26 protein-coding genes are annotated in these 26,956 nt (G+C 32.6%); 8 read left to right on the forward strand and 18 right to left on the reverse strand.

Annotation, left to right across the window (positions count from 1 at the left end):
- Positions 1 to 19 precede the first annotated feature (19 nt).
- Entirely contained in the window at positions 20 to 1,012 is a 993-nt protein-coding gene (locus tag AA80_RS07870) for an S-layer homology domain-containing protein (RefSeq protein WP_158248409.1), read from the forward strand.
- 34 nt (positions 1,013 to 1,046) lie between these two features.
- On the opposite strand, the gene AA80_RS07875 is transcribed toward AA80_RS07870, so the two are convergent.
- The 4 genes from AA80_RS07875 to AA80_RS07890 form a co-directional block, all read right to left on the reverse strand.
- Positions 1,047 to 1,700: a TIGR00153 family protein gene (locus AA80_RS07875; RefSeq protein WP_103877245.1), complete on the reverse strand. Its 654-nt coding sequence runs from the start codon at positions 1,698 to 1,700 to the stop codon at positions 1,047 to 1,049.
- A 94-nt stretch (positions 1,701 to 1,794) separates the two neighbouring features.
- Entirely contained in the window at positions 1,795 to 4,554 is a 2,760-nt protein-coding gene (gene ileS, locus AA80_RS07880) for an isoleucine--tRNA ligase (RefSeq protein WP_103877246.1), read from the reverse strand.
- A 22-nt stretch (positions 4,555 to 4,576) separates the two neighbouring features.
- A complete protein-coding gene (locus AA80_RS07885) occupies positions 4,577 to 4,936 on the reverse strand; it encodes a response regulator (RefSeq protein ID WP_103877247.1) in 360 nt (119 codons plus the stop codon).
- Between the two features lie 186 nt (positions 4,937 to 5,122).
- Positions 5,123 to 7,879: a GAF domain-containing sensor histidine kinase gene (locus AA80_RS07890; protein ID WP_103877248.1), complete on the reverse strand. Its 2,757-nt coding sequence runs from the start codon at positions 7,877 to 7,879 to the stop codon at positions 5,123 to 5,125.
- Between the two features lie 305 nt (positions 7,880 to 8,184).
- On the opposite strand from AA80_RS07890, the gene AA80_RS07895 reads away from it, so the two are divergent.
- Complete coding sequence (locus tag AA80_RS07895; protein WP_233186867.1) at positions 8,185 to 10,647, forward strand: ATP-dependent Clp protease ATP-binding subunit; 2,463 nt, start codon at positions 8,185 to 8,187, stop codon at positions 10,645 to 10,647.
- A 12-nt stretch (positions 10,648 to 10,659) separates the two neighbouring features.
- On the opposite strand, the gene rd is transcribed toward AA80_RS07895, so the two are convergent.
- From rd to AA80_RS10365, 3 genes are read right to left on the reverse strand one after another with little or no spacing between them, the layout of a single operon-like run.
- Positions 10,660 to 10,824, reverse strand: coding sequence for a rubredoxin (rd, locus tag AA80_RS07900; protein WP_103877250.1), 165 nt, complete (start codon positions 10,822 to 10,824; stop codon positions 10,660 to 10,662).
- Positions 10,825 to 10,857: 33 nt separating this feature from the next.
- Entirely contained in the window at positions 10,858 to 11,211 is a 354-nt protein-coding gene (locus AA80_RS07905) for a class II SORL domain-containing protein (RefSeq protein WP_103877251.1), read from the reverse strand.
- Between the two features lie 30 nt (positions 11,212 to 11,241).
- Positions 11,242 to 11,736, reverse strand: a complete 495-nt coding sequence (locus AA80_RS10365; protein ID WP_103877394.1) for a rubrerythrin family protein — start codon at positions 11,734 to 11,736, stop codon at positions 11,242 to 11,244.
- 609 nt (positions 11,737 to 12,345) lie between these two features.
- On the opposite strand from AA80_RS10365, the gene AA80_RS07915 reads away from it, so the two are divergent.
- Both AA80_RS07915 and AA80_RS07920 read left to right on the forward strand, forming a co-directional pair.
- The gene (locus AA80_RS07915; protein WP_103877252.1) at positions 12,346 to 12,654 is read left to right on the forward strand and encodes a bZIP transcription factor; all 309 of its coding nucleotides are present in this window, start codon (positions 12,346 to 12,348) and stop codon (positions 12,652 to 12,654) included.
- 3 nt (positions 12,655 to 12,657) lie between these two features.
- The gene (locus AA80_RS07920; protein WP_233186868.1) at positions 12,658 to 13,212 is read left to right on the forward strand and encodes an HD domain-containing protein; all 555 of its coding nucleotides are present in this window, start codon (positions 12,658 to 12,660) and stop codon (positions 13,210 to 13,212) included.
- 8 nt (positions 13,213 to 13,220) lie between these two features.
- Here the strand turns inward: AA80_RS07920 and AA80_RS07925 are convergent, their stop codons facing one another.
- A complete protein-coding gene (locus tag AA80_RS07925) occupies positions 13,221 to 13,460 on the reverse strand; it encodes a hypothetical protein (RefSeq protein ID WP_103877254.1) in 240 nt (79 codons plus the stop codon).
- Between the two features lie 34 nt (positions 13,461 to 13,494).
- Here AA80_RS07925 and AA80_RS07930 point away from each other — a divergent pair, with 34 nt between their 5' ends.
- Complete coding sequence (locus AA80_RS07930) at positions 13,495 to 14,055, forward strand: 2'-5' RNA ligase family protein (RefSeq protein ID WP_158248410.1); 561 nt, start codon at positions 13,495 to 13,497, stop codon at positions 14,053 to 14,055.
- A 2-nt stretch (positions 14,056 to 14,057) separates the two neighbouring features.
- Here AA80_RS07930 and AA80_RS07935 read toward each other — a convergent pair whose 3' ends face one another.
- From AA80_RS07935 to AA80_RS07980, 10 genes are all read right to left on the reverse strand, one after another.
- Positions 14,058 to 14,894, reverse strand: coding sequence for a DUF368 domain-containing protein (locus tag AA80_RS07935; protein WP_158248411.1), 837 nt, complete (start codon positions 14,892 to 14,894; stop codon positions 14,058 to 14,060).
- 110 nt (positions 14,895 to 15,004) lie between these two features.
- Entirely contained in the window at positions 15,005 to 15,832 is an 828-nt protein-coding gene (locus tag AA80_RS07940; RefSeq protein ID WP_103877257.1) for a PHP domain-containing protein, read from the reverse strand.
- Between the two features lie 100 nt (positions 15,833 to 15,932).
- Positions 15,933 to 16,202: a hypothetical protein gene (locus AA80_RS07945; RefSeq protein WP_103877258.1), complete on the reverse strand. Its 270-nt coding sequence runs from the start codon at positions 16,200 to 16,202 to the stop codon at positions 15,933 to 15,935.
- A gap of 59 nt (positions 16,203 to 16,261) precedes the next feature.
- On the reverse strand, positions 16,262 to 16,846 hold the full coding sequence (locus AA80_RS07950; RefSeq protein WP_103877259.1) for an NUDIX hydrolase: 585 nt from the start codon (positions 16,844 to 16,846) through the stop codon (positions 16,262 to 16,264).
- Entirely contained in the window at positions 16,843 to 17,376 is a 534-nt protein-coding gene (gene hslV, locus AA80_RS07955; RefSeq protein WP_103877260.1) for an ATP-dependent protease subunit HslV, read from the reverse strand. Before hslV ends, AA80_RS07950 begins: the two co-directional genes overlap by 4 nt.
- A gap of 189 nt (positions 17,377 to 17,565) precedes the next feature.
- The gene (locus tag AA80_RS07960) at positions 17,566 to 18,462 is read right to left on the reverse strand and encodes an ATP-grasp domain-containing protein (RefSeq protein WP_103877261.1); all 897 of its coding nucleotides are present in this window, start codon (positions 18,460 to 18,462) and stop codon (positions 17,566 to 17,568) included.
- Positions 18,463 to 18,484: 22 nt separating this feature from the next.
- The gene (topA, locus tag AA80_RS07965) at positions 18,485 to 20,779 is read right to left on the reverse strand and encodes a type I DNA topoisomerase (protein WP_103877262.1); all 2,295 of its coding nucleotides are present in this window, start codon (positions 20,777 to 20,779) and stop codon (positions 18,485 to 18,487) included.
- Between the two features lie 18 nt (positions 20,780 to 20,797).
- Positions 20,798 to 21,856 (reverse strand): 3'-5' exoribonuclease YhaM family protein, encoded by a 1,059-nt coding sequence (locus AA80_RS07970; RefSeq protein WP_103877263.1) that lies wholly within the window; start codon positions 21,854 to 21,856, stop codon positions 20,798 to 20,800.
- Positions 21,849 to 22,973, reverse strand: a complete 1,125-nt coding sequence (gene alr / locus AA80_RS07975) for an alanine racemase (protein WP_158248412.1) — start codon at positions 22,971 to 22,973, stop codon at positions 21,849 to 21,851. Before alr ends, AA80_RS07970 begins: the two co-directional genes overlap by 8 nt.
- 1 nt (position 22,974) lies before the next feature.
- Positions 22,975 to 23,190 (reverse strand): hypothetical protein, encoded by a 216-nt coding sequence (locus AA80_RS07980; RefSeq protein WP_103877265.1) that lies wholly within the window; start codon positions 23,188 to 23,190, stop codon positions 22,975 to 22,977.
- Positions 23,191 to 23,516: 326 nt separating this feature from the next.
- Between AA80_RS07980 and AA80_RS07985 the strand changes: the two genes are divergently transcribed.
- The 3 genes from AA80_RS07985 to dnaK all read left to right on the forward strand — a co-directional run bounded on the left by AA80_RS07985 (position 23,517) and on the right by dnaK (position 26,943).
- Positions 23,517 to 24,068 (forward strand): 5-formyltetrahydrofolate cyclo-ligase, encoded by a 552-nt coding sequence (locus AA80_RS07985; protein WP_158248413.1) that lies wholly within the window; start codon positions 23,517 to 23,519, stop codon positions 24,066 to 24,068.
- Positions 24,069 to 24,146: 78 nt separating this feature from the next.
- Entirely contained in the window at positions 24,147 to 24,947 is an 801-nt protein-coding gene (locus tag AA80_RS07990; RefSeq protein ID WP_103877267.1) for a nitrilase-related carbon-nitrogen hydrolase, read from the forward strand.
- A 193-nt stretch (positions 24,948 to 25,140) separates the two neighbouring features.
- On the forward strand, positions 25,141 to 26,943 hold the full coding sequence (gene dnaK / locus AA80_RS07995) for a molecular chaperone DnaK (protein ID WP_103877268.1): 1,803 nt from the start codon (positions 25,141 to 25,143) through the stop codon (positions 26,941 to 26,943).
- Positions 26,944 to 26,956: the final 13 nt, after the last annotated feature.

Genomic DNA, 26,956 nt, shown 5'->3' on the forward strand with positions numbered 1-26,956 from the left:
AATTCAGGAGGTGTGTGTAGTGAAAAAGATAGGTATTTTGTTTCTATTTTTAGTTTTGGCTTTGGGAGTATTTTCGCAGTCCTTTAAAGATGTTCCTATTAATCACTGGGCATATGACGCAGTTGAGAGGCTTTCTCGTATTGGCATAATTGAAGGATACCCGGATGGTACTTTCAAAGGATTAGAAAACATGAACAGATATCAATTGACGGTCGCCTTGTCCAGAACGATTGACTACATGGAAAAAAGCATGGTCGCTCCTTTGGCTCAAAGTTTAGCAAATCTGGAAAGAACCGTAAGGAGTTTATCTGTACCACAAGGTGTTTCATCATCAGAATTACAACAACTTCAAACAAGATTAGATGCTGCTACAAGTGATCTTTCTAATCTCAAGGGTACCGTTTCGAGGCTAGATAATTCTGTGAAAGAACTCCAGAATTCTTACGAGTTACTTGGTTATGCCACCACAAAGATAGATGAATTAGAAAAAAAGGTCAGCGCTATATCAGTGTCTGCGGTAAGCAAAACAGATATTACAAACTTAAATAACAGAGTTACCAGTTTGGAAAACACCGTTAAAAGTCTGGATAGTAATTATCAAAATCTCTCACAAACGTTTTCTAATTTCAATCAAGAAATAATGTCCTTAAAAAACTCAGATGCTAGTTTACAAAATGCTATTTCTAAAGTCAACCAAGATATGGAGAAATTGAACGCTTTAACGGCTAACTTGAATTCGAAGATAGATTCTAAAGTTGATAAAACTGAGTTTACTTCGTTAAAGAACACTACCGACGAATTAAGTGTTCGATTAAATAGTAATACTCAGTCTATTACTGAATTAACACAAAATTTGCAAAGTGTTCAAACTAATGTCGACCAATTATCTCAAGAGGTCAGTGATGTAAGACAAGTAGCTGAAGGTGCTGGAGGAGGATTGAACTTCTTAGATATTATTATCTCGATAGTAATTTCTACGGGAATAACTTTTGCTATGATGAACTTTTTATAAAAAATATCGCTGGTTTTTTCGACCAGCGATATTTTTATTTAATATTTCTTTTTAAGACTATAATTTCTAATTTATCCGAAGCATCTTCAGCTCTATCAGCAATATCTCCAATTTGTAAAAAAAGATCTTTTAACTGCAATTTTTCGGATAATTCAAGATTATCTATTTCAAACAATCTTCTTATTAAATCTTTCTCTAAGACATCTTCTTCATGTTCGTGTAATTCAACTTTTTGAATATATTCACTACTTTTTTCTATATTCTCGAATACGTTTTCTATAGACTTTTTCAAAGACTTATAAGTTTTTTTTACCAATCCACTTTGTTTTAAAAAATCTTCTCTAAAATCCTCGGGTATTTTTGGTTTTTGAAAAACTAAGATTTCTGAAACAGTTTGTGTTTTATTCATGACCTTATCAACGGCTTCTATTAATTCTAAAAGCTCTCCCCTAAAATTAGGCAAAAAAGCTCCTTGGTACATTTCACTTTCGGTTTTTCTTCTTAATGTGTCAGCTTCGCTTTCTATATTTGATATTTGTTTTGATAATTCTACAGATTTTTCCATATCGTTCGTTACATATAATTCTATTAATTCTGTAAGTGAGTTTACTCCTTCTTCAACCTTTTCAAGATGTTTAGAAAAAAGTTTTATAACTTTTTCTTCCTTTTTTCCAAAAAAAAGTTTCATGGCGTACCTCCTCGTATAGCTTCACAATTTACAGTTTTAAGAAACTCTCAAAACCTACTTTAATAAACCTTCTCCCTACTACCCATACGAGAATTTAATGGTTGTTTTCTTCTTTTAGTACTTTTGCGCATCTTGGACAAACACCAGGAAAATCAGGGTCTTTGTCTGTATTAGGATCTACTTTCCAACATCTTTCACATTTCATCCCTTCTGCTTTGGTGACTTTAATTTTTGCATATCTTCCTTCAAATCCATTATTGACATTACCAAATTCAAATTGAGACACAATAAATAGATCAGCTATCGCGTTATTATCGTATTGACATAGGATTTGCTTTAAGTTTTCATTGGTTGGCTGAACAATAATCTTAGCATCCAGAGAATTCCCCAACAATTTTTCTTTTCTTTTCTCTTCAAGAGCTTTTAAAACATCTTCTCTCAAACCAAAAATTTTATCCCACTTTTCTTCTAATTCTTCATTGAGAAAATCTTCTTTGTATTTGGGCCATAGTTCAGCGAAAATGGTTTCATGTTTATTTGTATAATTGAGATGATCGTAAACTTCTTCCGCTGTGAAAGGTAATATAGGTGAGATCATCTTATTTAAAGCTATCACGGTTTCATACAATACAGTTTGAGCCGATCTTCTGAGTTTAGATTTTTTCCCTTCAACGTATATTCTATCTTTTATTATATCCAAGTAAGTAGAACTCATTTCTATAGTGCAAAAGTTGTTTATAAGATAATGTACCTTGTAAAATTCATAGTTATCATAGGCTTTGGTGACATTTTTTATCAAACTATGTAACTTCATCATCGCCCATTGGTCTATTTCTAGCATCTCTTCATAATCCACATAATCTTCGTCTGGGTTAAAATCGTTTATATTGCCTAGCAAAAATCTTATAGTATTTCTAAGTTTACGGTAAGTTTCAACCTGTTGTTCCAAAATATTGTAAGATATTTTTATATCCATTCTGTAATCGGCCGATGCAACCCATAATCTTAAAATGTCCGCTCCATATTTGTTTATAATGTCTTTTGGGTTGACTACATTTCCCAAGGATTTAGACATTTTCTTTCCTTCTTCGTCTTTTATAAAACCATGAGTCAAAACGGATTCATAAGGTGCTATCCCATATTTTGCAACAGATAAGAATATAGAACTTTGAAACCACCCTCGATGTTGATCACTTCCTTCGAGATACAAGTCTACAGGGAATTTTTTTAATTCTTCACGTGAATTTGCAACCGCTTCAAATGAGGATCCGGAATCGATCCAAACGTCTAAAATATCCTCTTCCTTTTTGAAGGTGGAACCACCACATTTAGGGCATTTATAATCATTCGGTAAAAGTTCTTTGGTTTCTTTCTCGAACCACGCATTACTCCCTTCTTTTTTTATAATTTCTATAACATGGTCTAAAATTTGAGTGTCTAAAATTGAATCTCCACAATCCTCACATTTAATAGCTGGTATGGGGATCCCCCATGCACGCTGTCTCGAAATTACCCAGTCAGGTCTCTCTCTCACCATTGAGGATATTCTGTTTTCTCCCCACTTTGGTATCCAATTTACTTTTTTTATCTCTTCCAATACCTTTTCGCGGTAGTTGTTCTTTTCAAGGTCTATAAACCATTGAGGAGTGGCTCTAAAGATAACCGGATTTTTACAACGCCAACAATGTGGATAGGAGTGAGTTATCTTTGCTGAATGAACAAGAAATCCGTTATCTTTTAGATCTTTTATAATTTCTTTGTTTGCTTCCCAAATTTTCAATCCTTTATATTTTCCAGCTTCTTCGGTAAAATATCCCTGACTATCTACTGGAGAGATTACCTGAAGATTGTACTTTGTACCCGTCATATAATCCTCCATACCGTGTCCTGGTGCAGTGTGAACACATCCAGTTCCTTCTTCCAAAGTAACGTAAACTGCAAGTACTAGAAGGCTGTCTCTCTCTATAAAAGGATGTCTAGCTTTTTTCCCATCTAACGTGGATCCTTTAAATGTATCGATTATTTTATAATCATCTATTCTGGCTTCTTCCATGGTTTTATCAACCAATTCTTTAGCCATTATCCAATATTCGTTACCAACTTCAACTTTTGCGTAATCAAAATTAGGGTGAACAGCAATTGCTACGTTTGCGGGTAAAGTCCATGGTGTTGTTGTCCATATGATCATGTATGTATTATCTTTACCAACAAGAGGAAACTTTACATAAATTGAATCCGAGGTATGATCGTGGTATTCAACTTCCGCTTCTGCTAGAGCTGTTTGACATTCTGTACACCAATATATAGGTTTTGTGCCTTTATAGATGTTACCTGCATCGACTATAGAACGAAGGATTTCTAAGACCTTGGCTTCATATTCGGGATTCAGAGTTAAATAGGGTTTTTCCCAAAAACCTATTATTCCTAACCGTTTAAAGCTTTCCCGTTGAATATCTACGAACTTCATGGCATAATCTTCGCATAATTTTCTTATTTCTAACTTACTCAACTTACTTGCCTTGTCTCCAAGTTTAGTAGCTACATTATGTTCTATTGGAAGACCATGTGTATCCCATCCAGGAATATAGGGTGCATCAAAACCTCTCAATGTTTTGTATTTTAAGACTATATCTTTTAAAACCTTATTAAGAGCGGTTCCCATATGAATGTCTCCATTGGCATACGGGGGACCATCATGTAAAACGAACTTTTTTCCCCCCATTCTTTTGTTCCTGAGATAGTAAGCAATATTTAAATTATCCCATTTTTGAAGAATCTGAGGCTCTTTTTCTTTCAGATTTGCTTTCATCTTGAATGATGTTTTGGGTAGATTGATTGTATCTTTGTAATCCAAAATGTGCACCTCCGATAAAATATTATTGAATTTTTAGAAGATTTTCGATAGTATCTTTTATTTCTGTTAAATCCATTGATTTTACTACGTAAGCATCTGCTGCCCAAGATGCCATCTCACTTTTATAATGTGAATAAGCTGTGAGAAATATTATTTTTTTGTTTGGGTACCTTTTTCTGATTTCACTTGCAAGTTCTAAACCATTTACATCTGGCATTTCAATATCGGTACATATGATATCTATATCTTTATCGCTTTCCAAAGTTTCTAGTGCATCTTTTGCATTGCTTACTGCAGTAACTTCATAACCAGCTTCTTCCAATTCTTCTTTTGTTAAAGTTCTTATGTTCTCTTCATCATCTACTATTAGTACTTTAGACAAATTAACCCCTCCTAAAAAGTTTTATCTATGCTATCTCTATCTCAAGAAACTCTAAAATCTGTTTTAGCGTCCCTTCGCCCAAACGTTAAGGGGTAAATCCTTAAGATCCCCAAGTTCAACGTCAGAATCATTTAAAGACCTACTTTGCATAATCCAGCAAACCATAAAGACTAAATTATATAATATTTAGTCGTTACTTGTTGGAATTTCAAATTTGAAAGAAGTGCCAGTGTTGTCAGATTTTACCAAATAAATTTTACCTTTGTGTTCTTCTTCTATTATTTTTTTACAAATAGCTAAACCTAATCCTGTACCGTTACTTTTTGTTGTAAGGAAAGGAGTGAATAATTTTTCCTTAATCTCGAGAGGGATGGGTGGCCCATCATTGGTTATTTCAAAAAAAACTTTATTTTCATCAGTATACCCTACTTTTATATCAATTTTTCCATTGTTATTAACATTTTCTAAAGCGTTTTTTATTAAATTCATTAATACTTGTTTTATTTTATCTTTATCGACTTTTATTAAAACCTCTTTTTTTAACCAATCTGTGTTCACCATAACGCGTTTTTGTTGAATGAAATCTTCATACATCAACATTATTCCACGTAGAATTTCGATGAAATTGACTTCTTCAATCTGATTAATTTTACCTCCCCTAGAGTATTCTAAGATTTCATTTACTATATGTTCGAGCCTGGAAAGTTCTTCTTTAATAATTTGAGTGTACTTTTGAATATCATCCATTTTGTTCATTTTGGCTATTCTGTTTAAAAATCCACCGATAACCGTAATAGGATTTCTCACTTCATGAGCTATTCTGGCAGTCACTTCTCCCATTGCAGCAAGTCTTTCTCGCTTTTCCATTTCTTTTTGAAGGTTGTAAAGTTCAGTCACATCATCAAAAACAATTATAACACCTTCGATCACACCTAAATCTTCATTTCTCAAAGGGGATAACTGAATATCAAAAATTTTCTTCGTATTGGAAAGTTTTACTTCATAATTTTTTAATTTTATATTATTTCTGGTTTCATATATGACTTTAATTTTTTCGATTATTTCTTCCCCAATAATATCTTTTATATCTTGAATAGGTGACCCTATCATGGTTTCTCTTGGCCGGGAGAAAAAATTTTCTGCTTGTCTGTTCCATTCGTTTATTTTTCCACTTCTATCAACCACAACAATCGCAACAGCTAAATTTTGTAATATATTGTTTTTAAATCTCCTATAGTAATCCATCAAATCTTTCTGTTCTTCTAACCGCAGAGTTTTTTCTTTTAATTCTTGATAATTTTCTATCATTTCTAAAGCTAATCCCATATTATCTTTAAATAGTTTTACAATTTCAGTTTCTATATTGGTGATAGGCTTTTTGTTTATTTTGTTATCAACTATTACTACACCCTTAGTTTCAACCATTCCAGCAACTGGAAAAATGAGAAACTCATTTATTTTTACTATATCATAAATATCCTCCAAATCTTCCCATTTAATTTCCAACATTTGAGGAACGATATGTAACACCTGTTTTTTTTCAACAACTCTTTCTAATATAGGGTGCCCTTTATAGGCTAAAACTTTGTTTTGTAAACTAAGAATTAGTTTATTATTAGTGGGTATTTTTATGGCTTCCTCTTTCAGGTATTGAACAACATTTCCATATTTTAAAGCCCTAATGTTAGCTTCTTTCCAGATTTCGTTAGCATCTTCTTCTGTATCGGGACCAACCCATATTTTCGGAACAAGAAAACCCCTAACCTTGTCTTTTTCTAAATAAAGAGCTCTGTTAAATTTAAGACCTCTTCCAGAAGTTAATCCTAAGAGCATTATTTTTATTGCTGAATTTTTATCGTAAACGGACCTAACGGCTTGAGATATCTTATCCAATGCATTCAGCATATCTAAGTGTTCTTTTTGTTTTTCAATAAGTTGCTCATAATTCTCTTTCAATTCAGTCAACTTACTGACTTCATTTTGAAGCTTATTGTATAGGTTTATTCTGTGAATAGAAAAAGCTAATCTTTTGGCGGCATCTGAGAAAACGTGGAAGTCTGCTTCGTCAAAGTTTTTGTAAGTTCTAAATGAGTCTTTTTCTTCTCTGTTATAAACACTTAAAACACCATAAACTTCATTATTTTGTTCTATAACAGCATAAATAGAAGATTTGAGATCTAAATTAAAAGGGATAAAATAATTTTGAAAATTTTCTCGTCCAATAACCATAAAACTTCTTCTCTCTTTTATAGTTTTACCTTCAAGAGTATTTTCTAAAGAAATCTTTTGATTTATGATTAATTTCTCGTCTATTCCCAGCATGTATTTGATTTCAAGATTATCCCCTTGAAGTTCCCAGAAAACTATACTTTCTGCATGAAGTGAATCTTTTAAAAGGTTTAAAACATTTTCTATTATTACCTCTTTTTGTGTAACTTCTTCTATAACGTCGGTGAGTTCTTCCATCAAAATTACTTTGTCTTCCAAATCCTTAATTCTTAGTTTTTCTATAATCAAGTTAATCAATGCCACGTAATAATAAAATTGTTGGTCGAAAGTATCTTTATCGATTTTATTATCAAATAATCCAACTGCTCCAATTAGGGATTCTTCGGAAAATATTGGATACAAAAATAATATTTTTTTTTCGTTTCCATTTGAACTTCCGGGTAAAGTATCGTCTTTCAGATTTACAGGTACGACTTCATTTGAAAAAATCTTACTTTTCAACTCTTCGTTTCCGCGTATATATATTTTTACCTTCTCTAACTTATCAATTGTTGAAGCTAAAGCTTTAAAAACCTCTCTGCTTGATTGATAGATAAACATAATGTTGTCTTTCCCAGTTGTTTCTTTTAATTGGGAAGAGACTTCTTTAAAAGTTGATTTTAAAATATTTTGAGGGTCATCGTTATATATAATATTTAAAATATTGTTCATCATTCCGTCCACGCTCCGATGTTTTATCTTTTTCAATTTAATTATAACACTAAAATGCTAAAAAATGGGATAAAAATATATTGTGAATTCAATAATGGAATAATTGCCTAATGATAAGTGATCTATGTATTAGGCAATTTTATAAAAGAAATTGAATTAAAACATAAATTTAAAATTTTTTCTTGACATTTTACATTGAAAAGGATATAATGAAAATAGAATTAGCAAATAAAAGTAACGAGTGATAAAATACTTTATTACGTAAAGAACAAATTCCCTAGAAGGGATCTATGGATGGAGGTGGCATTATGAGATTCAATCCTAATGATTTCACCGAAAAATCTTTGAAAGCATTTCAAGAAGCCCAGAATGTTCTAGCTTATTCAGGTGGGAATATTCTTAAACCCGAGCATTTACTATTGGCAATTTTAAATGTTGACGATGAAAATGTGAAAAAAATTTTTGAAGGTGCAAATATTAATTCAGTAAAAATAAAACTCGAAGAAGCTTTATCTGAAGAAATGGGAGTCTATTACTCCATGTCTTATGGTGGACAACAAGGCATATATTTATCAACTAGTTTGGCAAACGCTTTACAAATAGCTAAATCCGAAGCCGTTAGTATGGGATTTAAAAAAATTCCTTTATTAGCTCTATTATTAGGAGTTTTGATGGAGGGTACATCTTACGCATCAAAATTATTGTCCGCTTATACTTCAGAGGCTTTAATTAGAAAACGTCTACAAGAAATGTTAGAAAACGGAGACGAAGAAATAGAATCAGGTGTGGGAGATCCTTTGAAAAAGTTTACTGTTGATTTAACTAAAGAGGCTAAAAAAGGAAAGCTTACACCCGTCATAGGAAGGGAAAAAGAGATAAACAGAATGATTGAAATATTATCTCGAAAGTCCAAGAATAATCCAGTTTTAGTAGGAGACGCTGGAGTTGGGAAAACCGCTGTAGTAGAAGGTTTGGCGCAGTTGATAGTGGAAGAAAATCCTTCTTCCTATCTAAAAAATAAGAAAATTTTACAATTAGACATGGCTGCTTTGCTGGCAGGTTCAAAATTTAGAGGTGAGTTTGAAGAGAGACTTAAATCAGTCATCGATACAGTAAAGGAAAAAAGCGATGAAATTATTTTATTTATCGATGAACTGCACAATATAATAGGTGCTGGAGTGGCTGAAGGAAATGCGATGGACGCCGCAAATATTTTAAAACCTGCTTTAGCTAGAGGAGAAATAAAGGTTATTGGAGCAACAACTTATGAAGAATATAAAAAGTACATTGAAAAAGACAAAGCCTTGGCGAGAAGGTTTCAACCAGTGTATGTGCAAGAACCTACCCCTGAGCAGGCTATTGAAATACTTAGAGGCATAAAAGAAACTTATGAAAAACATCATAAGGTTGAAATTTTGGATGAAGCTTTAATTGCAGCAGTAAAACTTTCCCATAGATATATTAACGACAGATTCTTGCCAGATAAAGCTATCGATCTAATAGATGAAGCTTGCGCAAGAGTAAAGTTGAGAAACTCGGCAAAACCTGAAAAAGTTAGAGAACTGGAAAAGAAAATGTCAAAACTAGAGGAAGAGATCAATAAGCTAACTTTAGAGGAAAAATATGAAGAGGCCTCCCAAAAAAAGGCGGAGTATTTTGACCTTCAAAAGGAATTAGAAAAAGCACAAAAAGCTGCAAAGCACGTACAAAGTGAAATAAGCGATGTAGTAGATGAAGATATAATAGCCTCTTTGGTACAAGAATGGACTGGAATCCCTGTTACACGAATGGTTGAAGATGAAAAGAAAAGACTTGCCAACCTTGAAAACGAAATACACAAAAGACTCGTTGACCAAGATGAAGCGGTTAAAACTGTTGCAGATCATATTAAAAAGGCTAGAGCAGGTTTGAAAGATCCTAAGAAGCCAGTTGGTTCTTTCTTGTTTCTTGGCCCAACCGGTGTTGGAAAAACCGAATTAGCCCGAACATTAGCTGAAATACTCTTTGGAACAGAAGACGCACTCGTGAGAATAGACATGAGCGAATATATGGAAAAATTCAATGTTTCTAGGTTAGTAGGTGCAGCACCAGGTTATGTTGGTTACGAACAAGGTGGACAACTAACAGAGATGATCAGAAGACGACCCTATTCTGTTGTATTATTCGATGAAGTTGAAAAAGCTCATCCCGATGTATTCAACATATTGTTACAGATCTTAGACGATGGTAGGTTAACCGATTCTCAAGGTAGAACCGTCAATTTCAGTAATACCATCATAATACTAACCTCTAACTTAGGTTCAGAGTTCTTAAATAAAACCAAGAAAAATGTTGGTTTTGTAGGAGATACAGAAGAAGAATCTTATAAAAATATGAAGAATGATATAATGGGCCAGGTAAAAATGGTATTTAAACCCGAGTTTATTAACAGGTTGGACGATATCATAGTATTCAAACCTTTGAGTATTTCTCAAATAAAGAGAATAGTCGATATAATGATTTCAAGATTAGAAGAAAGGTTGAAAGAAAAGCATATAAGTATTCAAATAACGGAAGCAGCGAAGGACGTTATAGCCAAAGAAGGATTCGATCCAGTTTATGGAGCTAGACCTTTGAGAAGAGTTATAGAAAGAAAAATAGAGTCTCCTTTGGCAACTATGATCATTGAAGATACTATTAAAGAAGGAGATACGGTTATAGTTGACTCAAAAGATGGTGAAAATTTAGAAATAAGAAAAGCTGGAGGAGAATTATTAAAAAAGCGGGATTAACATCCCGCATTTTTATTCTTCGAGTAGTTCAAAATCCTCTTTAGCAGCGCCACAAACTGGGCAAGTCCAATCATTGGGCAAATCTTCGAATGAGGTTCCTGATTTTATGTCGTTATCAGGATCACCTGCTTCTGGATCGTATATATATCCGCAAATCATACACCTGTATTTTTTCATTTTTTATCAGCTCCTATTTAGTATTTTCAAAAATCAACCTACAGAAACCTTTTTAGTGTTTTCCCAAAGGCCATGAATATTGCAATGAGAGAGGGCAATCAATGTTCCTGATTTAGTTAACTTAATTTTTGCTTTTACGTGAGGTTCCCCCACTACAGGACCGAAGATATATCTGCCTACATGTACAGTATTTGGATCATCATTGTGTTGTAAAAAGAGATCTATCCATTCAATATGGTGCTCTACAGTGTTTGGATGTTTAATCTCTTTGCCAATTTGTACATCTACTTCAAACTCTTCGTTAGGTTGGACTTTGTCTGGACAATCGATTGTAGGGACATGTTTTTCATTTTTGAAATCATTAATCTTAATAACATCACCTAACACAAAGAATCATCTCCTTTCTAAAAAATCAATTTAGAATTCTACAAATTTGCTTCTCGGGGCTCTGCAAACAGGACATTTTTCTGGTGCTTCTCCTTCTACAGTATATCCACAGACATCACATATGAAGATTTTATCGACTTCAACATCTTTACCCTGATCTGCAACCTTCTTTGCGTTTTTATACCACTCAGCGTGTATTTTTTCCGCTTCCAAGGCAAAATGAGTTGTCCTTATTGCCTCGTTTTCTTCTTGAAAGTTAGCTGCGTTGTTGTATACAGGATACATTTCTTCAACTTCAAATGTTTCACCATCTATACATTGTTGAAGGTTATCTTCTGTTGATCCAAGATAACCCAAGGCTCTGTAGTGGTTTCTCGCATGAACAAACTCTGCGTGAGCAATAGCTTTCCACATTCTTGCAAGGTTTTTAAACCCTTTTTCTTCCGCCTCAACAGAAAAAATCAAATACTTCATATGAGCTTTGGATTCACCACAAAATGCATCCTCCAAAAACTGCCTGGTCATTTGTCTTTCTACCAACGTTATCTACCCCCTTAATTAAAATTATTGCTATCTTTCGAAATTCTCAAATGTTTTAAATGCACGATCTAAAGTAAATTATAACATGAAAGTTTTAAAATAAGATGAAAAAATTACATAATTTTGAAATAAAAGATCAATTCTTATTAGATAGGCTTTCTTTAAGTGAAGAGATAAATCTTTCTACCTCTTAAATGTAGTATTTATAATGACTTTAGAAACTCTAAAACTAGATTTATCGCCCCTTCGCCCGGACGTTAAGGGGTAAACCCCTTAAGAACCCTATAATCAATTTCAAAGTCAAAATCATTTAAAGACCTACTTTGCATAATACAGCAAACTAGAACTATAAAAGTTCTTTATCTTTTTGTAGTTAAATTATGCCATATTTTTTCTAGTTATTTAATTATTAAAAATACGGGACAAGTAATTTGTATATTTGAGAAATGCACCAATCAACTAATTGATCGGTTAATAAGTTTGAGCAAAGCTTATTTATTGTACGAAACACCTTTGAACTCAATAAGATTGTGTTATAATACTTAAAAAGATTTAAAAAACACCTTTTTTTTCCAAAGGAGGTAATTAAGAATAATGGCTACGAATAATGTTGAAGACTTAGAGCAGAGAATAAAACTATTAGAAGAACAAAATAAAGAAAACAGAGAAACTTTGGATGATCTACTTTTTCAAAATTCCAAAATGAAAGAAAAATTAAATAAAATATGGCATAATTTGAAGATCATGTTTTGGTTATCTTTTGGTTTAGTTTCTTGTTTGATATTAATTTTTACCACAACACCACCCGTGGTAATCGGTTTATGGATCATCTTTGGAGTTATTTTGTTTACTGTATTAGTCTTTTATTTTTACTTTAAATTTGCTTTCAATAAATTTGAATAAGGAGTGATTTTTTTGACTAGAGAAGAAGCTCTTGAGTTACTAAAACAAAACTTAAAAACGGATAATTTGTACACTCATTCCCTTGCCGTGGGAGCCATTATGAAGGAGTTAGCAAAACATCTAAACAAAGATGAACAAAAATGGGAAATCACCGGTTTACTACACGATTTGGATTACGAAGAAACGAAAGATGATCCAGATAAACATGCGTTAAAAACTGTTGAAATGCTTGGAGACAAAGTTGATCAAGATGTAAAAGACGCTATATTGGCACATAATGAAAAAAAAGAGTTGGGACAAGATATTGAGGTTGCTCTATATGCTGCAGATCAACTTTCCGGGCTTATCTTTGCCGCTGTCTTAGTAAGGCCAAATAAAGATATAACTGAATTATCAGTTAAATCGTTGAAAAAGAAGTTCAAAGATAATGCTTTTGCAAGAGGAGCTGATAGAGAAAAAATAAAAGAAATAACTAGACTGAATATCGAATTAGACGATTTCTTCAAAATAGCCATTGATGGTATGGCTCGAATAAAAGATGAATTGAACTTAGTTTGATAAACACATTAATCGTTTTCATTATTTTTATTATTTACATCTTTCGATTCATTTTCAAGTTCGGTGATTCGTAGGTTCATAAATGTGAAGAATGAAATTGAAATAACACCAAAAGTGGCAAAAAGCCAGGTAACTAGAGAAAACCAAAAGAGTTTTGTAAACCAAAAAAAGAAAAATAAAAGTACTCCAACAGAAATGAAAAAATAATAAATAAGAAACCTAACGATTCGTTTTTTATTATCATTCATGTTTAAACCTCCTAATAAAAAGGGTGATGAAAAAGTGGAGTCTCTTTTAAGCATTCTACCTCAGCCTTTTTACAATAAAATAACAAAACTTTGGAATGAATTGGAAAAGAATTTTAATGTTAATTGGGTAAAAAATAATGTTCCCTTTCCCCATATAACTTGGAGTGTTGCTGAAGAGTATAAAGTTAACGATTTAAACAAGTTACTCAAAAAGGCAACCAAAGAATTGGATTCCTTAACCATAAAAACGGAAGGTGTAGCCTTATTTACCGGCAAAAAATTAACCTTGTACATCCCTGTAAAACCGACAAAGGAAATCTTAAACTTTCACGAATACCTTTGGAATTTGGTCAACGTAAATGAGTCAAAGTTAAACGAATATTATTCCCCAGATAATTGGTTTCCACATATAACTTTAGCTGTAGAAGATATTAATAAGGAAAACGTTGGACAAGTTACAAGCTATTTGTCTGATAAAAAGTTAAAGTTTCAAATAAAGTTGGAATCTCTTTCCCTTGTTCACAGAGAATTAGGGAAAAAGGTAGAAATTGACGAAACTTTTGGAATCCCGAAAAGGCGCAAAAGGAAAAAGTAAAATTATTTATTAATTCTGCCAGACTTCTCGATAATTACAATTACAAAAGCTCCAATTAAACCAAATATTAAAAAGCTAACAAAGTTATCTATTTTTGAAATGGGAGCCCTCAATCCTCCAACCATCAGTCCTATCAAAAAAAACATTGTAGCGAGGTAGAACTTATCTAATACCCATTTCAGTAGTTTGCTCATAGAACCCAATCCCAGCACAATACCTAAAACAAAGATTATCAGCACAGAGAAATCAAAATCATTAACTGCTTTTACTATGTATGAATACTGATTCAAAAGTAATAGAACGTAGGCACCGGAAATTCCCGGAAGGATCATGGCAGAAATAGCCAAAAATCCTGAAGAAAAAATTATTAAAAAACCGTGTTGCTCTAATAAAAACTTTGCCCCTGAAATATAGAAGGCAACTAAAAAACCAATAGCGGCTGAAATGAAAAAGGAAACGTATTTAGATTTTTGCGTATTTTTGAAATCAACATTTTTAAAAAGATCCGAACCTAAAAAAAAGATACTACCGATAATTAAACCTGAAAAGAAAGAAAAGACACTTGTTTGATAGTTGTTTATTAAAAAGTTTATAAATCCTAAGGTTGTGAATATTCCAAGAAAAACGCCTATGTACAACATGATTAGAAATCTAAGTTCCCGACTTTTTGATAAAGTTTCGAATTTGAATAGATTGGAAAAAACAAAAGACCAAGCGGATATGAAATTCTGATAAATGCCGAGTATCAAAGCTATTGTAGCCCCTGAAACCCCGGGGATAGAATCAGAAATACCCATGAAAACACCATACAACGGAATTAAAAGATTTTTTTTCTTCATAAATACCTCCATTCAATAAATTTCATTATAAAAAAACCCGCATAAAGCGGGATAAGTTGGGGATTTTATTGGGGGTTATTGTCTTCTAAAACTATTATATGCAAAGAATCTTAAAGCATCCTTAAAATATTTAAAAATGGTTCTAATCCTTCTTTGTTGATGTTAATCCCCATTTCTATCCCTGTTTTGTTTGTTCCATGATAATCCGAACCCGCGGTTATAAACAAATCATACTTTTTGGCAAGTGCTTTATACCTTTTGATCATTTCTTTGGTGTGCAATGAGTAGTAAGCTTCTATGCCATCTAACCCATAATCTACTAACTCTCTGATCAGATTGTCTAGATTTTGTTCATCAACTTTTGTTTGATAAGGATGCGCTAAAACAACTACACCTCCAGCTTCCTTAATTAACAATATTGCATCTTTTGGCTCCAACCTTTTTTTATCTAAGTAAAGAGGTGCACCTTTATTTAAATACTTATCGAAAGCCTCTTGTTTGTTAATTACATAATTTTTCTTCACCATTAAAGAAGCAAAATGAGGCCTACCAATCAATTCTCCACCTGCTTCTTGTTTTAATTCTTCAAGGGTAATTTGAAACCCAAATTTTTGCATGTTTTCGATCATTAAAACGTTTCTTTTTTTTCTGTACTCTTGAAGATCTTCTAAAACCTTATTTAGCCTCTCGTTTTTGATATCAAAGCCATATCCTAAAAGGTGAAGAGTGGTTGGGAATTCTGCGCTTATCTCTATTCCAGGAACAAACTTTAATTTTTTTAAATTTGTAAAATTTTCAAGGGCTTTGATTCCATCAAGGGTATCATGATCGCAGATAGATAGATATTCTATATCATTTTCTAAGGCTAGATTCAATAATTCATAAGGAGTATCAGTCCCGTCGGATCCTGTAGAATGAGTATGAAAATCAACTTTCACTTTTTTCCTCCAATTTTAATTAGAGTTACTGTCTTTAAAAACTCTAAAACTTGTTTTAGCGCCCCTTTGCCTCGCAGCTCACCCCACAGTTGGTACTAATTTATTTTTTCCAAAGAACTTTGTTTTTTTCATCGTCGTATATCTCTTCAACATCGTCGGGTAGGTCAATTTCTTCGATATATTTGGAAATAGCTTCTTTAATCAAATCTTCGGGTAAAGAGGTGATGAGCCATAAGTCGCTTAACCAAACTCTGTTATTTTCTCTTAATGGTGCTTTATAAATACCACTTTCTACTGCTTTTGCAAATGTGGATAAAGGTACTTCTTTGATAAAACCTTTACCCGAATCTTCTCCGTAAATATTGTTCATAAAATAAATTTATGCCTCCTTTATTTACACTTTCAATACAATTGGTCTAATGAGAATTTTTACAAGTTAGTTAAAGCAATTTTTGTCCAACCTTCGAAATTCACATCCTTTAAATTTACGATTTCTTCTTTTTTCATCCATGTGCTTTCAAAGTTATTTTCTTCTTTTATCTTAGCAGAGTCGATGAATCCGATAAAAAGGACACCTATATGAACTTTGGATACATCTTCATGGTTATCGTTGATTATTCCCTTATAAATATATTTGTATGAATTATTAATCCATAATTCTTCGTTTATTTCACGATCCATTCCGTTGAAAAAGGTTTGTTCCATAGTAATACCCTTATCCCCCTTGTTTATGTGGCCCCCTATCCCTATTGATAACTTGTTATGAAGTCTTTTTTCACCTTGATTTTGTGTTCTTTTCAAAACTAAAATTTTGTCTTCGTAGTTTTTGAACACTACATAAGGTATGATTTGTTTGTAATTATAATCGTTTTCGATTGCATCTCTTTCGTAGAAATTACCACTTTCCAATATTTCCACAAAATCGCAGAATTTTATATTAAAAAAATTCTCATTGTTCGAAGATATTTTTTCTAAAATTTTTTTTGTGGGAATAGCTAAAATCTGCTCACTCATTCTATGATCTCCATGGTGATGTTGTCATTCGTATAAATACATATTTCACCGGCAATTTCTATGGCTTTTTTAGCAATTTCTTCAGCATCTAAGTCCGTGTTTCTTAGCAAGGCCATTGCTGCAGCGTAGGCATAAGGTCCACCCGACCCAATTGCAATTGCATCTTCTTGTGGTTCCATAACTTCGCCATTACCTGAAATTAAAAATATATTTTCTTTGTCGGCGACCAGTAATAATGCCTCAAGTCTTCTAAGTGCTTTGTCCATACGCCATTCTTTAGTCAGTTCCACAGCTGCTTTCATAAGATTACCATGTGCAGACTTATACTTTCCTTCAAATCGTTCATACAAGGCAAGGGCATCGGCTACGGATCCAGCAAAACCTGATATTACTTTTCCTTCACCCAATCTTCTCACTTTTTTGGCGTTGCCTTTAAAAACTGTTTCTCCCATTGTTACTTGTCCATCTCCACATATCACAGTTTTTCCATTTCTTTTTACTCCTAATATTGTTGTCCCGTGAAAATCCATGAATTATTTTTCCTCCTTGCAGTCACATTTTTTTGTATCTTAAGAAACTTTAAAACTTTATAGACAACGTCCCTTCACCAAAGCGTTAAGGGGAAAGCCCTTTAAGATCCCCAAATTCGAGGTCAAAATCATTTAAAGACCTACTTTGCATAATACAACGAGCCATAAGGAAAGAAGCTTTTTACTCTTTCACCCTGCAACCCGCGCAACATGATTTTTGATTATTATATTTATTAAATCATCAAAGCTAATTCCTGCAGCTATTGCAGATGTTGGAAGATCACTTAATTCTGTTAAACCAGGTACAGTATTTATTTCCAAAACGTAAATTTCATCGCCTTTTAAGATGGCATCGATTCTAAACATGTCTTTAAAAGAGAGTATTTTCATAAACTGATTCCCTATTTCATTTATTTTTTGTATGATTTTTTCAGATGAATTAAGCTGTGGCCTGAGTTCAGTTAACCCGTTTGTATATTTTGCTTCATAATCATAGAATTCTTTTTTTGGAATAATTTCAAGGATTGGTAGTAAGATGAACTCATCATTTTTTTGAATATAAGATATCGTTATTTCCTGGCCTTTTATATATTCTTGAACCAGAACTTCTTGAAATTCTTTCAAATCTTTCTCTAAATAGAATTTGAATTCATTTTTGTTGTGGATGATGTATACACCTTTACTTGATCCGCTTTTTCTAGGTTTGATGATAAAGGGGAACTGAAAAGGCGGTGATATCAATTTATTGGTTAGAATTGTCTGAGGCATTTGTACATAATTTTTAAATAGGTTATAGAATATAAATTTATCGTATGTGGCTACACATGTTTCAGGGCTTGAGCATGTATAGTCTATTCCTAAGATGTCTAGTAAGGAAGATAGCCTTCCATCTTCTCCGTAATCTCCATGCACCACGTTGAAAGCAAATTTATAATTTTGAATTTTATTTATAAATTCATCATCTATTAAATCTATTATTAGTGGTTTATGGCCTAAATTGTTTATAGAATTAAAAACATTTTTTGCACTTCTTAAGGCAATTTCTCTCTCTATAGATTTCCCGCCTGTAATGATTGGGATGTCCATTTCTTTCTCCTTTTTTTACTTTTTACGTTGACTTTGTTAATTGTTTGATTTCTTCAATTTCAAAGTATGTTTTGTCTTTTTCACAGTATAACTTTTCCTTTCCTTTTGAGGTTTTGTAGAATAATGTTTCACTACAGTTTGGGCAACTGTACTCTGAAGGTTCGTTCCAATACATGGTTCCGCAAGAATCACATTTGAAATAAGTTTTTCCTTTTTTGCTTTTTAATTTTACGATGTCACCTCCACAGTTGAGGCACTTTCCTCGTGCTTTTACATTGCGAGTGTATTTACAATCAGGGTAGTTACTACATGCTATAAATTCTCCGAATTTCCCGTGTTTCAATATGAGGTCTCCACCACAGACGGGGCACTTTTCATCTATTTTATTCTCTTCTTTGTCTATTTTTAAAGTTTCTTGTAGGTATTCTTTTATGAATAATTTGTCCTTAATTGTTACTCCAAATGATTCAGCTGGGATTTTCTGAGTTTCCTTGCATTTTTCACAGGATAAATATAGACCGTATCGCCCAAAATTTAATTTCATGTTTTTTTCACATTTTTCACAAGGTACATCGCTTTCGTAATGTAAAATTTCTTGTTTATTTTTGATGTTGTTAGATGCTGTGGTAAGGAACTTTTCAAACTCTTTGTAAAACTGCTCTAGAACCACTTTACTTTTGTTTTTTCCGTCTTCTATCTTATCAAGGTCTTCTTCCATGTTCGCAGTGAATTTTACATCAACTATTTCTGGAAAATATGCTTCCAAAAAGTCGGTTACTACAAATCCAGTAGTAGTTGGTCTCAGCGTACTTTTCGCTATTTTAGAAACGTATTTCCGTTGCAAAAGTGTAGAGATTATTGTTGCGTATGTCGATGGCCTTCCAATTCCTTTGGATTCTAATTCTTTTATCAACGTTGCCTCTGTATACCTATTTGGAGGATTGGTTTCTTTCTCTTCAAATTTTAATTGGTCGTATGTGATCTTATCATTTTTGCCTATTTCAAAATCCACTTCTTTATTGTTAGAATTCCAGAATTTTTCAAATCCATCAAAGATGCATTTTTTGGACGTTATTTCAAATGCGTATTTGTTGGTGTTGTCTTCAATGGTATATGTTTTTTCTAAGTATCTTGACGGAGATGACTGAGACGCCATGAATCTATTCCAAATAAGCGCATACAATTTTAAATGGTCTGAGGAAATTAACCTTTTTGCATTGTTAACATCCATGTAGATATCAGTAGGCCTTATTGCTTCATGGGCATCTTGAACGTTCGTTTTTTTGTTTTTAGACAGATAATGTCCTACATAATCTTTACCGTAATTTTTTTCCAAATAGCTAATAGCTGCTTGTTGGGCCTCGTTTGAAACTCTTGTAGAGTCAGTCCTCATGTAAGTAATAAACGCAATACTTCCCTCACGGGTTTCCATACCTTCGTATAAATCTTGCGCAATTTTCATTACTTTAGATGAACTCCAGTTAAAGGTTGAAACCGCTGTTTGTTGTAAAGTACTAGTAATAAATGGTAGTGGAGGTTTTCTTGTTGTTTCCTTTTCTTCTACATTCACCAGTTTAAAATCCTTGTCTTTCAAATATTCAAAGATTTGATCTTTTTTTGTTTTTGTTATTCTTTCGGGTTTTATTTGTTTACCGTCTTCTTTTGTTAAAGGTATATTTTGACCTTTGTACTCGAGATAGATATTGTAGTATTTTTTTGGTTTGAAGGTAAAAATTTTTCTTTCTTTATCTACTATCAATTTCAATGCTGCAGATTGAACCCTTCCCGCACTTGTTTTGTAATCCTTTAATACTTTCCAAACCAAAGGTGAAATTTTATATCCTACCAATCGGTCCAAGATTCTTCTGGCTATTTGGGCATCCACTTTTTTTAAGTCTAAACTTTGGGGGTTACTTATTGAATTTTTTATTGCATTTTTTGTTATTTCTGAGAATATGATTCGATTTTTCTCTTTTGGATCAAGATCTAAAAGCTGGGAAAGATGCCATGCTATAGCTTCTCCCTCTCTGTCCATATCCGACGCTAGTAATACTCTTTTACCTTTTGTTTCTTTCTTAATTTCTTTTATAACCTTTTCTTTACCAGGAATTACCTGAAAGATTGGCTCAAAGTCGTGTTCAATGTCTACTCCAAACTCTTTTTTAGGTAAATCACGAACGTGACCTTTTGAAGCTATTACTTTATATTCCTTTCCTAAATATCTTTCTATTGTTTTCGCCTTTGATGGGGATTCGACGATCACTACGTATTTATTTTCCTTGTTATTGTTGTTGGATTTAGTGTTTTTTTTGGGCATTAATTAAATTACCTCCTGCTAGTATTGTTCTATTTTTATCTTGCGGGCCAGTCTCTTATCGTATTCACTCCAACTTTGATTTTTGTTTATTTGTAAAGTGTTTCTAATATTGTCTTTAACTTGAGCGATTTTTGAATCCATGTTATCACTTAACCCAATAATAAATGATTCGATAGTTTTTGGAACGACCGGACTTCCATATTCTATTTCTCCGTGATGGGAGAGTATGATGTGTATTAAATGGTTAAGATCCGTTTCTTTTATTTTTGGAGTTATTTTTTTTGACTCCTCGTACACTATTTTTGTTCCCAGATGTATGTGTCCAATTAATTCTCCCTGTTCCGTTTTTTCTATTCCACTGGGTGTTATAACGTATTCTTCTATTTTTCCTATATCGTGTAAAAGTGATCCGGCGATTATAATATCTTTATTGATGCATATTTCACTATCTTCATTGTAAAGATCGTATAATCTTAAAGATAGTTCAGTAACCATTACGGTATGCTCCAATAAGCCACCGGGATAGGCATGATGTACTTCTATTGCTGCAGGTGAAAAAAGAAAGGATTCTGTTAATTTTGAATTAACCAAAAAGATCTGTTTTAGCAAAGACTTGATACCTTCATCTTTAACGGTTTCTATGTAATGTTCGAGTTTTGCTTTTAACTTTGATAGATCATTATTGGAAAATTGGAGGTACTTTTCAGGATTGATATTCATTATGTTAATCTTTTGCACCGAGTTGGTTTCGTTACTAATATTAATTTGAAGCCTATTTTCAAAATAAACTATTTTGCCTTTTACTTTTATAACGTCTCCAATTTGAATCTTGTTATTGTTGGTTTCTGCGTTATACCAATCAATAGCTCTAATGGATTGACTTTTATCGGCTATTGTGAACAATAAAAACGTTTTGTCATTTTTTGTTTTTTGTAGCTTTTTGCTTACGACTTTACCTTCTACTTGTGCTTCTTCAGTTGGTTTTAAATCAGATATTAACGTAATACTTTCCTCATTTGTCTTTGATTGAAAAAGATTATCTTTTATTATATCTCTTAAAGAATATTCTTCATTCAAAATATTTTCCTCCCCTGATGTAAATACGTCGAACTCTTTGAGATATTCTTGAGGTTACTTCATAATTTATAGTAAAAGCACTTTCAGCTACTTCTTCTGCGCTTATTTCATCGTACTTTTGCTTCCCAATGATTACAACTTCATCACCGATTGATACGTTATTATCAGTAACGTCCACTACTATTTGATCCATAGATACTCTACCTAATATTTTACATCTCTTCCCGTTAATTAAAACTTCCCCTTTGTTGGATAGAACCCTGAAATAACCGTCCGCATACCCTATAGGAACAACGGCTGTTTTCATCTTTTTTTGTACTTCGTAAGTTCGCCCATAACCAATAGTATCGTGGGGTTGGAGGGTATGAATGCTCGCGACAATGCTTTTTAGTTCTAAAATAGGCTTTAATTGATCAATTTTATGAGTTGTGGATGGTTGTAAACCATAAGTGGCGATTCCTGGTCTCACATAATCTAAGGAGTATTCGGGGAAAAAAAGAGCAGCCGCACTATTAGATATATGTTTTTTTTCAACATCTATGCCTGAACTAATTATATAATCCAATAAACTCTTATATTTTTCAAATTGAACTCTGGTAAAATCGTCTTTTTCATCTGCATTGGCAAAATGGGAATAAACACCTTCTATTTGAACGTTTTTATCTTTTATCAATTTTATTAATTGGGGTAATCTTTCTTCTTTTGTACCAATTCTGTTGATTCCAGTATCCACGTTGATATGAAACTTAAATTTATCAATATCTTTCCCTAGTATATCACATACTTTTTCTAAAAATGTATACGAAGTAATTGTTGGCCTTAAAAAATGAGCAAATTCTAATAACTCTTTAAAATCTGTTGGCGAAAAGTAATTAAAGATTAAAATTGGGAGAGTTATCCCCTCCTTTAAGATTTGTAAAGCTTCTTCCAAATAAGCAACAGCCAACATACTGTAACCTTCATTAAATAATTGCTTTGCTAAAGGAAGCATACCATGTCCATAAGCGTTTGCTTTTAAAACCGGTATAATATTTGTTTTTGTTTGGTTTTGTATATAATTTAAATTTTCGAAGTATTTATCAATATTTATATATGCGACCGTTTCTCTACCCTTCAATTTAATCTCCTTTTAAGAAAGAAATAAGTTTGTCTTTGCCTTCTATATACTTGGGTAAAATAATTGTTTTATCCATTAAAATTATTATTATTTTTCTGGAAGTTATAACCGTTTCTTTAATGGAGGATTTACTGAAATGCTCGTATCTTTCTGAAAATACAGAGGTAAAAACGAAAAAAGTTTTGTTTTTTTCATCATAAATAATAGGATATCGCATAAATTTTCTTATAGAATAAAATAAAAGTGTAACTATTATCCCAAAAAATATAAAAGCTATAATACCTTTTGGATAAAGGCTGTATAGAAAGTTGCCTAATATATACAAAAATAAAACAAAGACTAGAGGTAGCAGGTAAAGAATTTTGGAATATCTAAACTTATAAAGAATTTTTCAATCCCTCTTTTATTGTAATTGTTTTTTATAAAGGACAATTAACATTATACAATAATTTTGAGTGATTGGCAAAAATTTTCTTTTTTGTTATATAATGTGCAACGAAGAGGATGTTTAATTATGATATTAATATTATAGAGGGGTTATATATGATGACGAAAAAAGAAATTAGAGATATTATTTTAAAAAAAAGGTTGGATCTAGAACAGGAAAAATACGAAAAATATTCTCAAAGAATAGTAGAAAAATTGAGAAATCAAATCAAAAAAATGGAATTTGATTCTATTGCTCTCTATTATCCCATTAGTAAAGAAGTAGACGTTTTACCTTTGATAGAGGAATTGTTAAAAACTCAAAAAAAGGTATATTTACCCAAGGTCTTAGGTAAACAAATGAAGATGGGAAGAGTAAAAAGATTCGATCGCTTGATTAAAAGTAAATTTAATATTCCAGAGCCCATCGATGATGAATTTTCCTCAAAAATTGATCTTTACATAATTCCTGCAATTGCCTATGATTTTAATGGATATAGAATTGGATACGGTGGAGGATATTACGATAGATACTTCATTCAAAGTCCAAAGTCTTATTTGATAGGGGTGGTATTCAACTTTCAATTAATTAGTTCTTTTCCTACTCACAGTAATGATTTAAAAGTTGATTTTATTATCACTGAAAAAAATGAAATAGAAATAAAGTGAGCGTCCAGACGACGGGGCGCTAAAGTAAGTTTCAAAGTTTCTACTGGCAGCATTAAATATTTTATAGGAGGTTGAAAAATGTTTAAAGTTAGTGTAGTTCAATACAAGCCGGAACTATTTGAGATCAAGAAAAATGTAGACAAGGTCATGAATATCATCGGAGGGGTTGAAAGTAATTTTATAGTACTTCCAGAATTGGCTTTTTCCGGTTATGCATTTTCCTCCAAAAAAGAAATAGAAGAGACTTATGAATCGCCTTTAGAGGAAATTGGATATGCATTTAAAACCTTCAAGGAATTTTCAAAAGATACGGGTATAAGTGTAGTATATGGTTTTAACGAGAAACATGAAGATAAGTATTATAATTCATCAATATTGATCAATAGTGATGGGACATTTAAAATATACAGAAAGACTCACTTGTTTTTCAGGGAGAAATTGTTTTTCACCCCTGGGGACACAGGCTTTTGGGTGCAAAATGTTAACGGTATCAATGTAGGACTTGCGATCTGTTTTGATTGGTACTTTCCAGAGTCTTTTAGAACATTGAGTTTATTAGGAGCAGATTTAATTTTGCATCCAGCAAATTTGGTTTTGCCATATTGTCAAGAAGCTAATAAAATTAGATCTTTGGAAAACAAGATTTATATTGCTACGTCTAATATTTGGGGAACGCAGCGTAATGGTAAAATAGAGTATTCTTTCACGGGAAAAAGTCAAGTAACTTCACCTGATGGCGAGGTGCTTTTTAGATTATCAGAGCAAGGGGACTTTGTTGAAACAGTTGAAATAGATGAAAGAAAATCTAGAGATAAAAGTATAAATGAATACAATGATCTCTTCAAGGATCGAAACTCAAAATATTATTTTCACTCTTAAATTAAGAGTGATATAAGATTAGATTACTTTTAAATTTAGGTTATTTATAAATATTTTTATATACGTATTATAAATGTTTTCAAATCCTAATTAAAGGCTTGAAAAAAAAGAATATTTGAATTATAATATTATTGACGTTGAACGAGAAATATATGTATAGAATGATAAAAAGTTTTAGTAAGGGGGTATTTTCATGAGTGCAAAAGAATATGTTGTAGGTATAGACTTAGGTACTACTAATTCAGCTATTGCTTGGGTAAAACCAGATGGTAACCCTGAAGTAATACCTAATTCGGAAGGAAAAAGGACAACGCCTTCTATTGTTTCTTTTACTAAAGACGGTCAGATATTAGTAGGTGAGCCAGCTAAAAGACAAGCTATTTTGAATTCAGATAGAACTGTGCGTTCTATTAAAAGATATATGGGAAGTGACTACACCGTAAAAATCGAAGACAAGGTATATACACCTCAGCAGATAAGTGCATATATACTTAAAAAGCTGGTTAAAGATGCAGAAGAATATTTAGGTGGAAAGATCAAAAAGGCTGTTATAACTGTTCCTGCCTATTTTAATGATGCTCAAAGGCAAGCTACAAAAGAAGCAGGAGAAATCGCTGGATTAGAGGTCCTAAGGATAATAAACGAACCTACCGCAGCTTCCATAGCTTTTGGTTTGGATCGATCCGATGAAGAAAGAAAAATAGTTGTGTATGATTTAGGTGGTGGGACCTTCGATGTTTCTATTTTGGACATAGGAGAAGATATTATAGAAGTTATTGCCACTTCTGGGAACAACCATCTAGGAGGGGACGATTTTGACCAAAGAATAGTTGACTGGTTAGCTGATGAATTTATGAAAGAGTATAAGGTTGATTTAAGAAAAGATAAGCAAGCATTACAAAGGTTGAAAGAAGCTGCTGAATCTGCGAAGATAGAGCTATCAAGTAAACTAGAAACGGATATAAATTTACCTTTCATTACGGTTGTGGATGGTCAACCTGTTCATTTAGAAAAGAAACTAACAAGAGCTAAATTAGAAGAACTCATTGGAGACTTAATAGAATCAACAAGAGGACCTATTGAGAACGCAATGAGAGATGCTAAACTTTCACCAGAACATATAAGTGACGTTTTACTCGTTGGTGGTTCAACAAGGATACCAGCTGTTCAAAAATTGGTAAAAAATTATTTTGGGAAAGATCCTTCAAAAAATGTCAATCCAGACGAAGCAGTCGCAATTGGAGCGGGTGTTCAAGCCTCTATAATGGTTGGAGAAACTGAAAGAGATCTAGTTTTAGTGGATGTTACTCCTTTATCTTTAGGCGTTGAAGTTAAAGGAGGATTAATGGAAGTTATTATACCAAGAAATAACAAAATTCCTGTGAAAAAATCTAAGGTTTTTACAACATCTGTTGATGGACAGACAGAAGTTGAAGTAAGAGTTTATCAAGGTGAAAGGCCTTTAGCAAGAGACAATTTTTTCTTAGGAAGTTTTACGTTGACAGGTATTGCTCCAGCACCAAGAGGGGTTCCTCAAATAGAAGTTGCTTTCGATATTGATTCTAATGGGATAGTAAGTGTATCAGCTAAGGATTTAGGAACCGGTAAGCAGCAATCTATGGTTGTAACTGGAAGACATAAATTGGATAAAGAGCAAATTGATAGGATGATGAAAGAAGCTAGAGAGTACGAAGAACAAGATAAAAAGATTAGAGAAAAAATTGAGATGAGAAACCAAGCGGACGATTTAATCTATCAAACAGAAAAAATGTTGCGTGAAAACGGAGATAAAATCCCTGATGACTTAAAAGCCAACATAGAAGAAAAAACAAAAGAATTAAAGCAAGCTTTAGAAGAAGATAACATCGGTAAAATTAAGATAGTCAAAGATGAGTTACAACAAGAGATTATGAAAGTTGGACAATATATTTATCAAAACCAAAACCCAGGAGCAACTGCAGGAACAACAAATCCAGGAAATGATCCAGAAAATTAAGACTTCAGGAGGC

The sequence above is a fragment of the Petrotoga sibirica DSM 13575 genome, assembly GCF_002924625.1.
GTDB classification, from domain to species: domain Bacteria; phylum Thermotogota; class Thermotogae; order Petrotogales; family Petrotogaceae; genus Petrotoga; species Petrotoga sibirica.

What these genes read in the sequence shown, in the direction of transcription:
- AA80_RS07875 (WP_103877245.1), bottom strand. Translation starts at nt 1,700, where the DNA reads ATGAAACTTTTTTTTGGAAAAAAGGAAGAAAAAGTTATAAAACTTTTT.
- AA80_RS07890 (WP_103877248.1), bottom strand. Translation starts at nt 7,879, where the DNA reads ATGATGAACAATATTTTAAATATTATATATAACGATGACCCTCAAAAT.
- AA80_RS07895 (WP_233186867.1), top strand. Translation starts at nt 8,185, where the DNA reads ATGAGATTCAATCCTAATGATTTCACCGAAAAATCTTTGAAAGCATTT.
- rd (WP_103877250.1), bottom strand. Translation starts at nt 10,824, where the DNA reads ATGAAAAAATACAGGTGTATGATTTGCGGATATATATACGATCCAGAA.
- AA80_RS10365 (WP_103877394.1), bottom strand. Translation starts at nt 11,736, where the DNA reads ATGACCAGGCAGTTTTTGGAGGATGCATTTTGTGGTGAATCCAAAGCT.
- AA80_RS07915 (WP_103877252.1), top strand. Translation starts at nt 12,346, where the DNA reads ATGGCTACGAATAATGTTGAAGACTTAGAGCAGAGAATAAAACTATTA.
- AA80_RS07925 (WP_103877254.1), bottom strand. Translation starts at nt 13,460, where the DNA reads ATGAATGATAATAAAAAACGAATCGTTAGGTTTCTTATTTATTATTTT.
- AA80_RS07935 (WP_158248411.1), bottom strand. Translation starts at nt 14,894, where the DNA reads ATGAAGAAAAAAAATCTTTTAATTCCGTTGTATGGTGTTTTCATGGGT.
- AA80_RS07945 (WP_103877258.1), bottom strand. Translation starts at nt 16,202, where the DNA reads ATGAACAATATTTACGGAGAAGATTCGGGTAAAGGTTTTATCAAAGAA.
- AA80_RS07950 (WP_103877259.1), bottom strand. Translation starts at nt 16,846, where the DNA reads ATGAGTGAGCAGATTTTAGCTATTCCCACAAAAAAAATTTTAGAAAAA.
- hslV (WP_103877260.1), bottom strand. Translation starts at nt 17,376, where the DNA reads ATGGATTTTCACGGGACAACAATATTAGGAGTAAAAAGAAATGGAAAA.
- AA80_RS07960 (WP_103877261.1), bottom strand. Translation starts at nt 18,462, where the DNA reads ATGGACATCCCAATCATTACAGGCGGGAAATCTATAGAGAGAGAAATT.
- topA (WP_103877262.1), bottom strand. Translation starts at nt 20,779, where the DNA reads ATGCCCAAAAAAAACACTAAATCCAACAACAATAACAAGGAAAATAAA.
- AA80_RS07980 (WP_103877265.1), bottom strand. Translation starts at nt 23,190, where the DNA reads ATGCGATATCCTATTATTTATGATGAAAAAAACAAAACTTTTTTCGTT.
- AA80_RS07985 (WP_158248413.1), top strand. Translation starts at nt 23,517, where the DNA reads ATGATGACGAAAAAAGAAATTAGAGATATTATTTTAAAAAAAAGGTTG.
- AA80_RS07990 (WP_103877267.1), top strand. Translation starts at nt 24,147, where the DNA reads ATGTTTAAAGTTAGTGTAGTTCAATACAAGCCGGAACTATTTGAGATC.
- dnaK (WP_103877268.1), top strand. Translation starts at nt 25,141, where the DNA reads ATGAGTGCAAAAGAATATGTTGTAGGTATAGACTTAGGTACTACTAAT.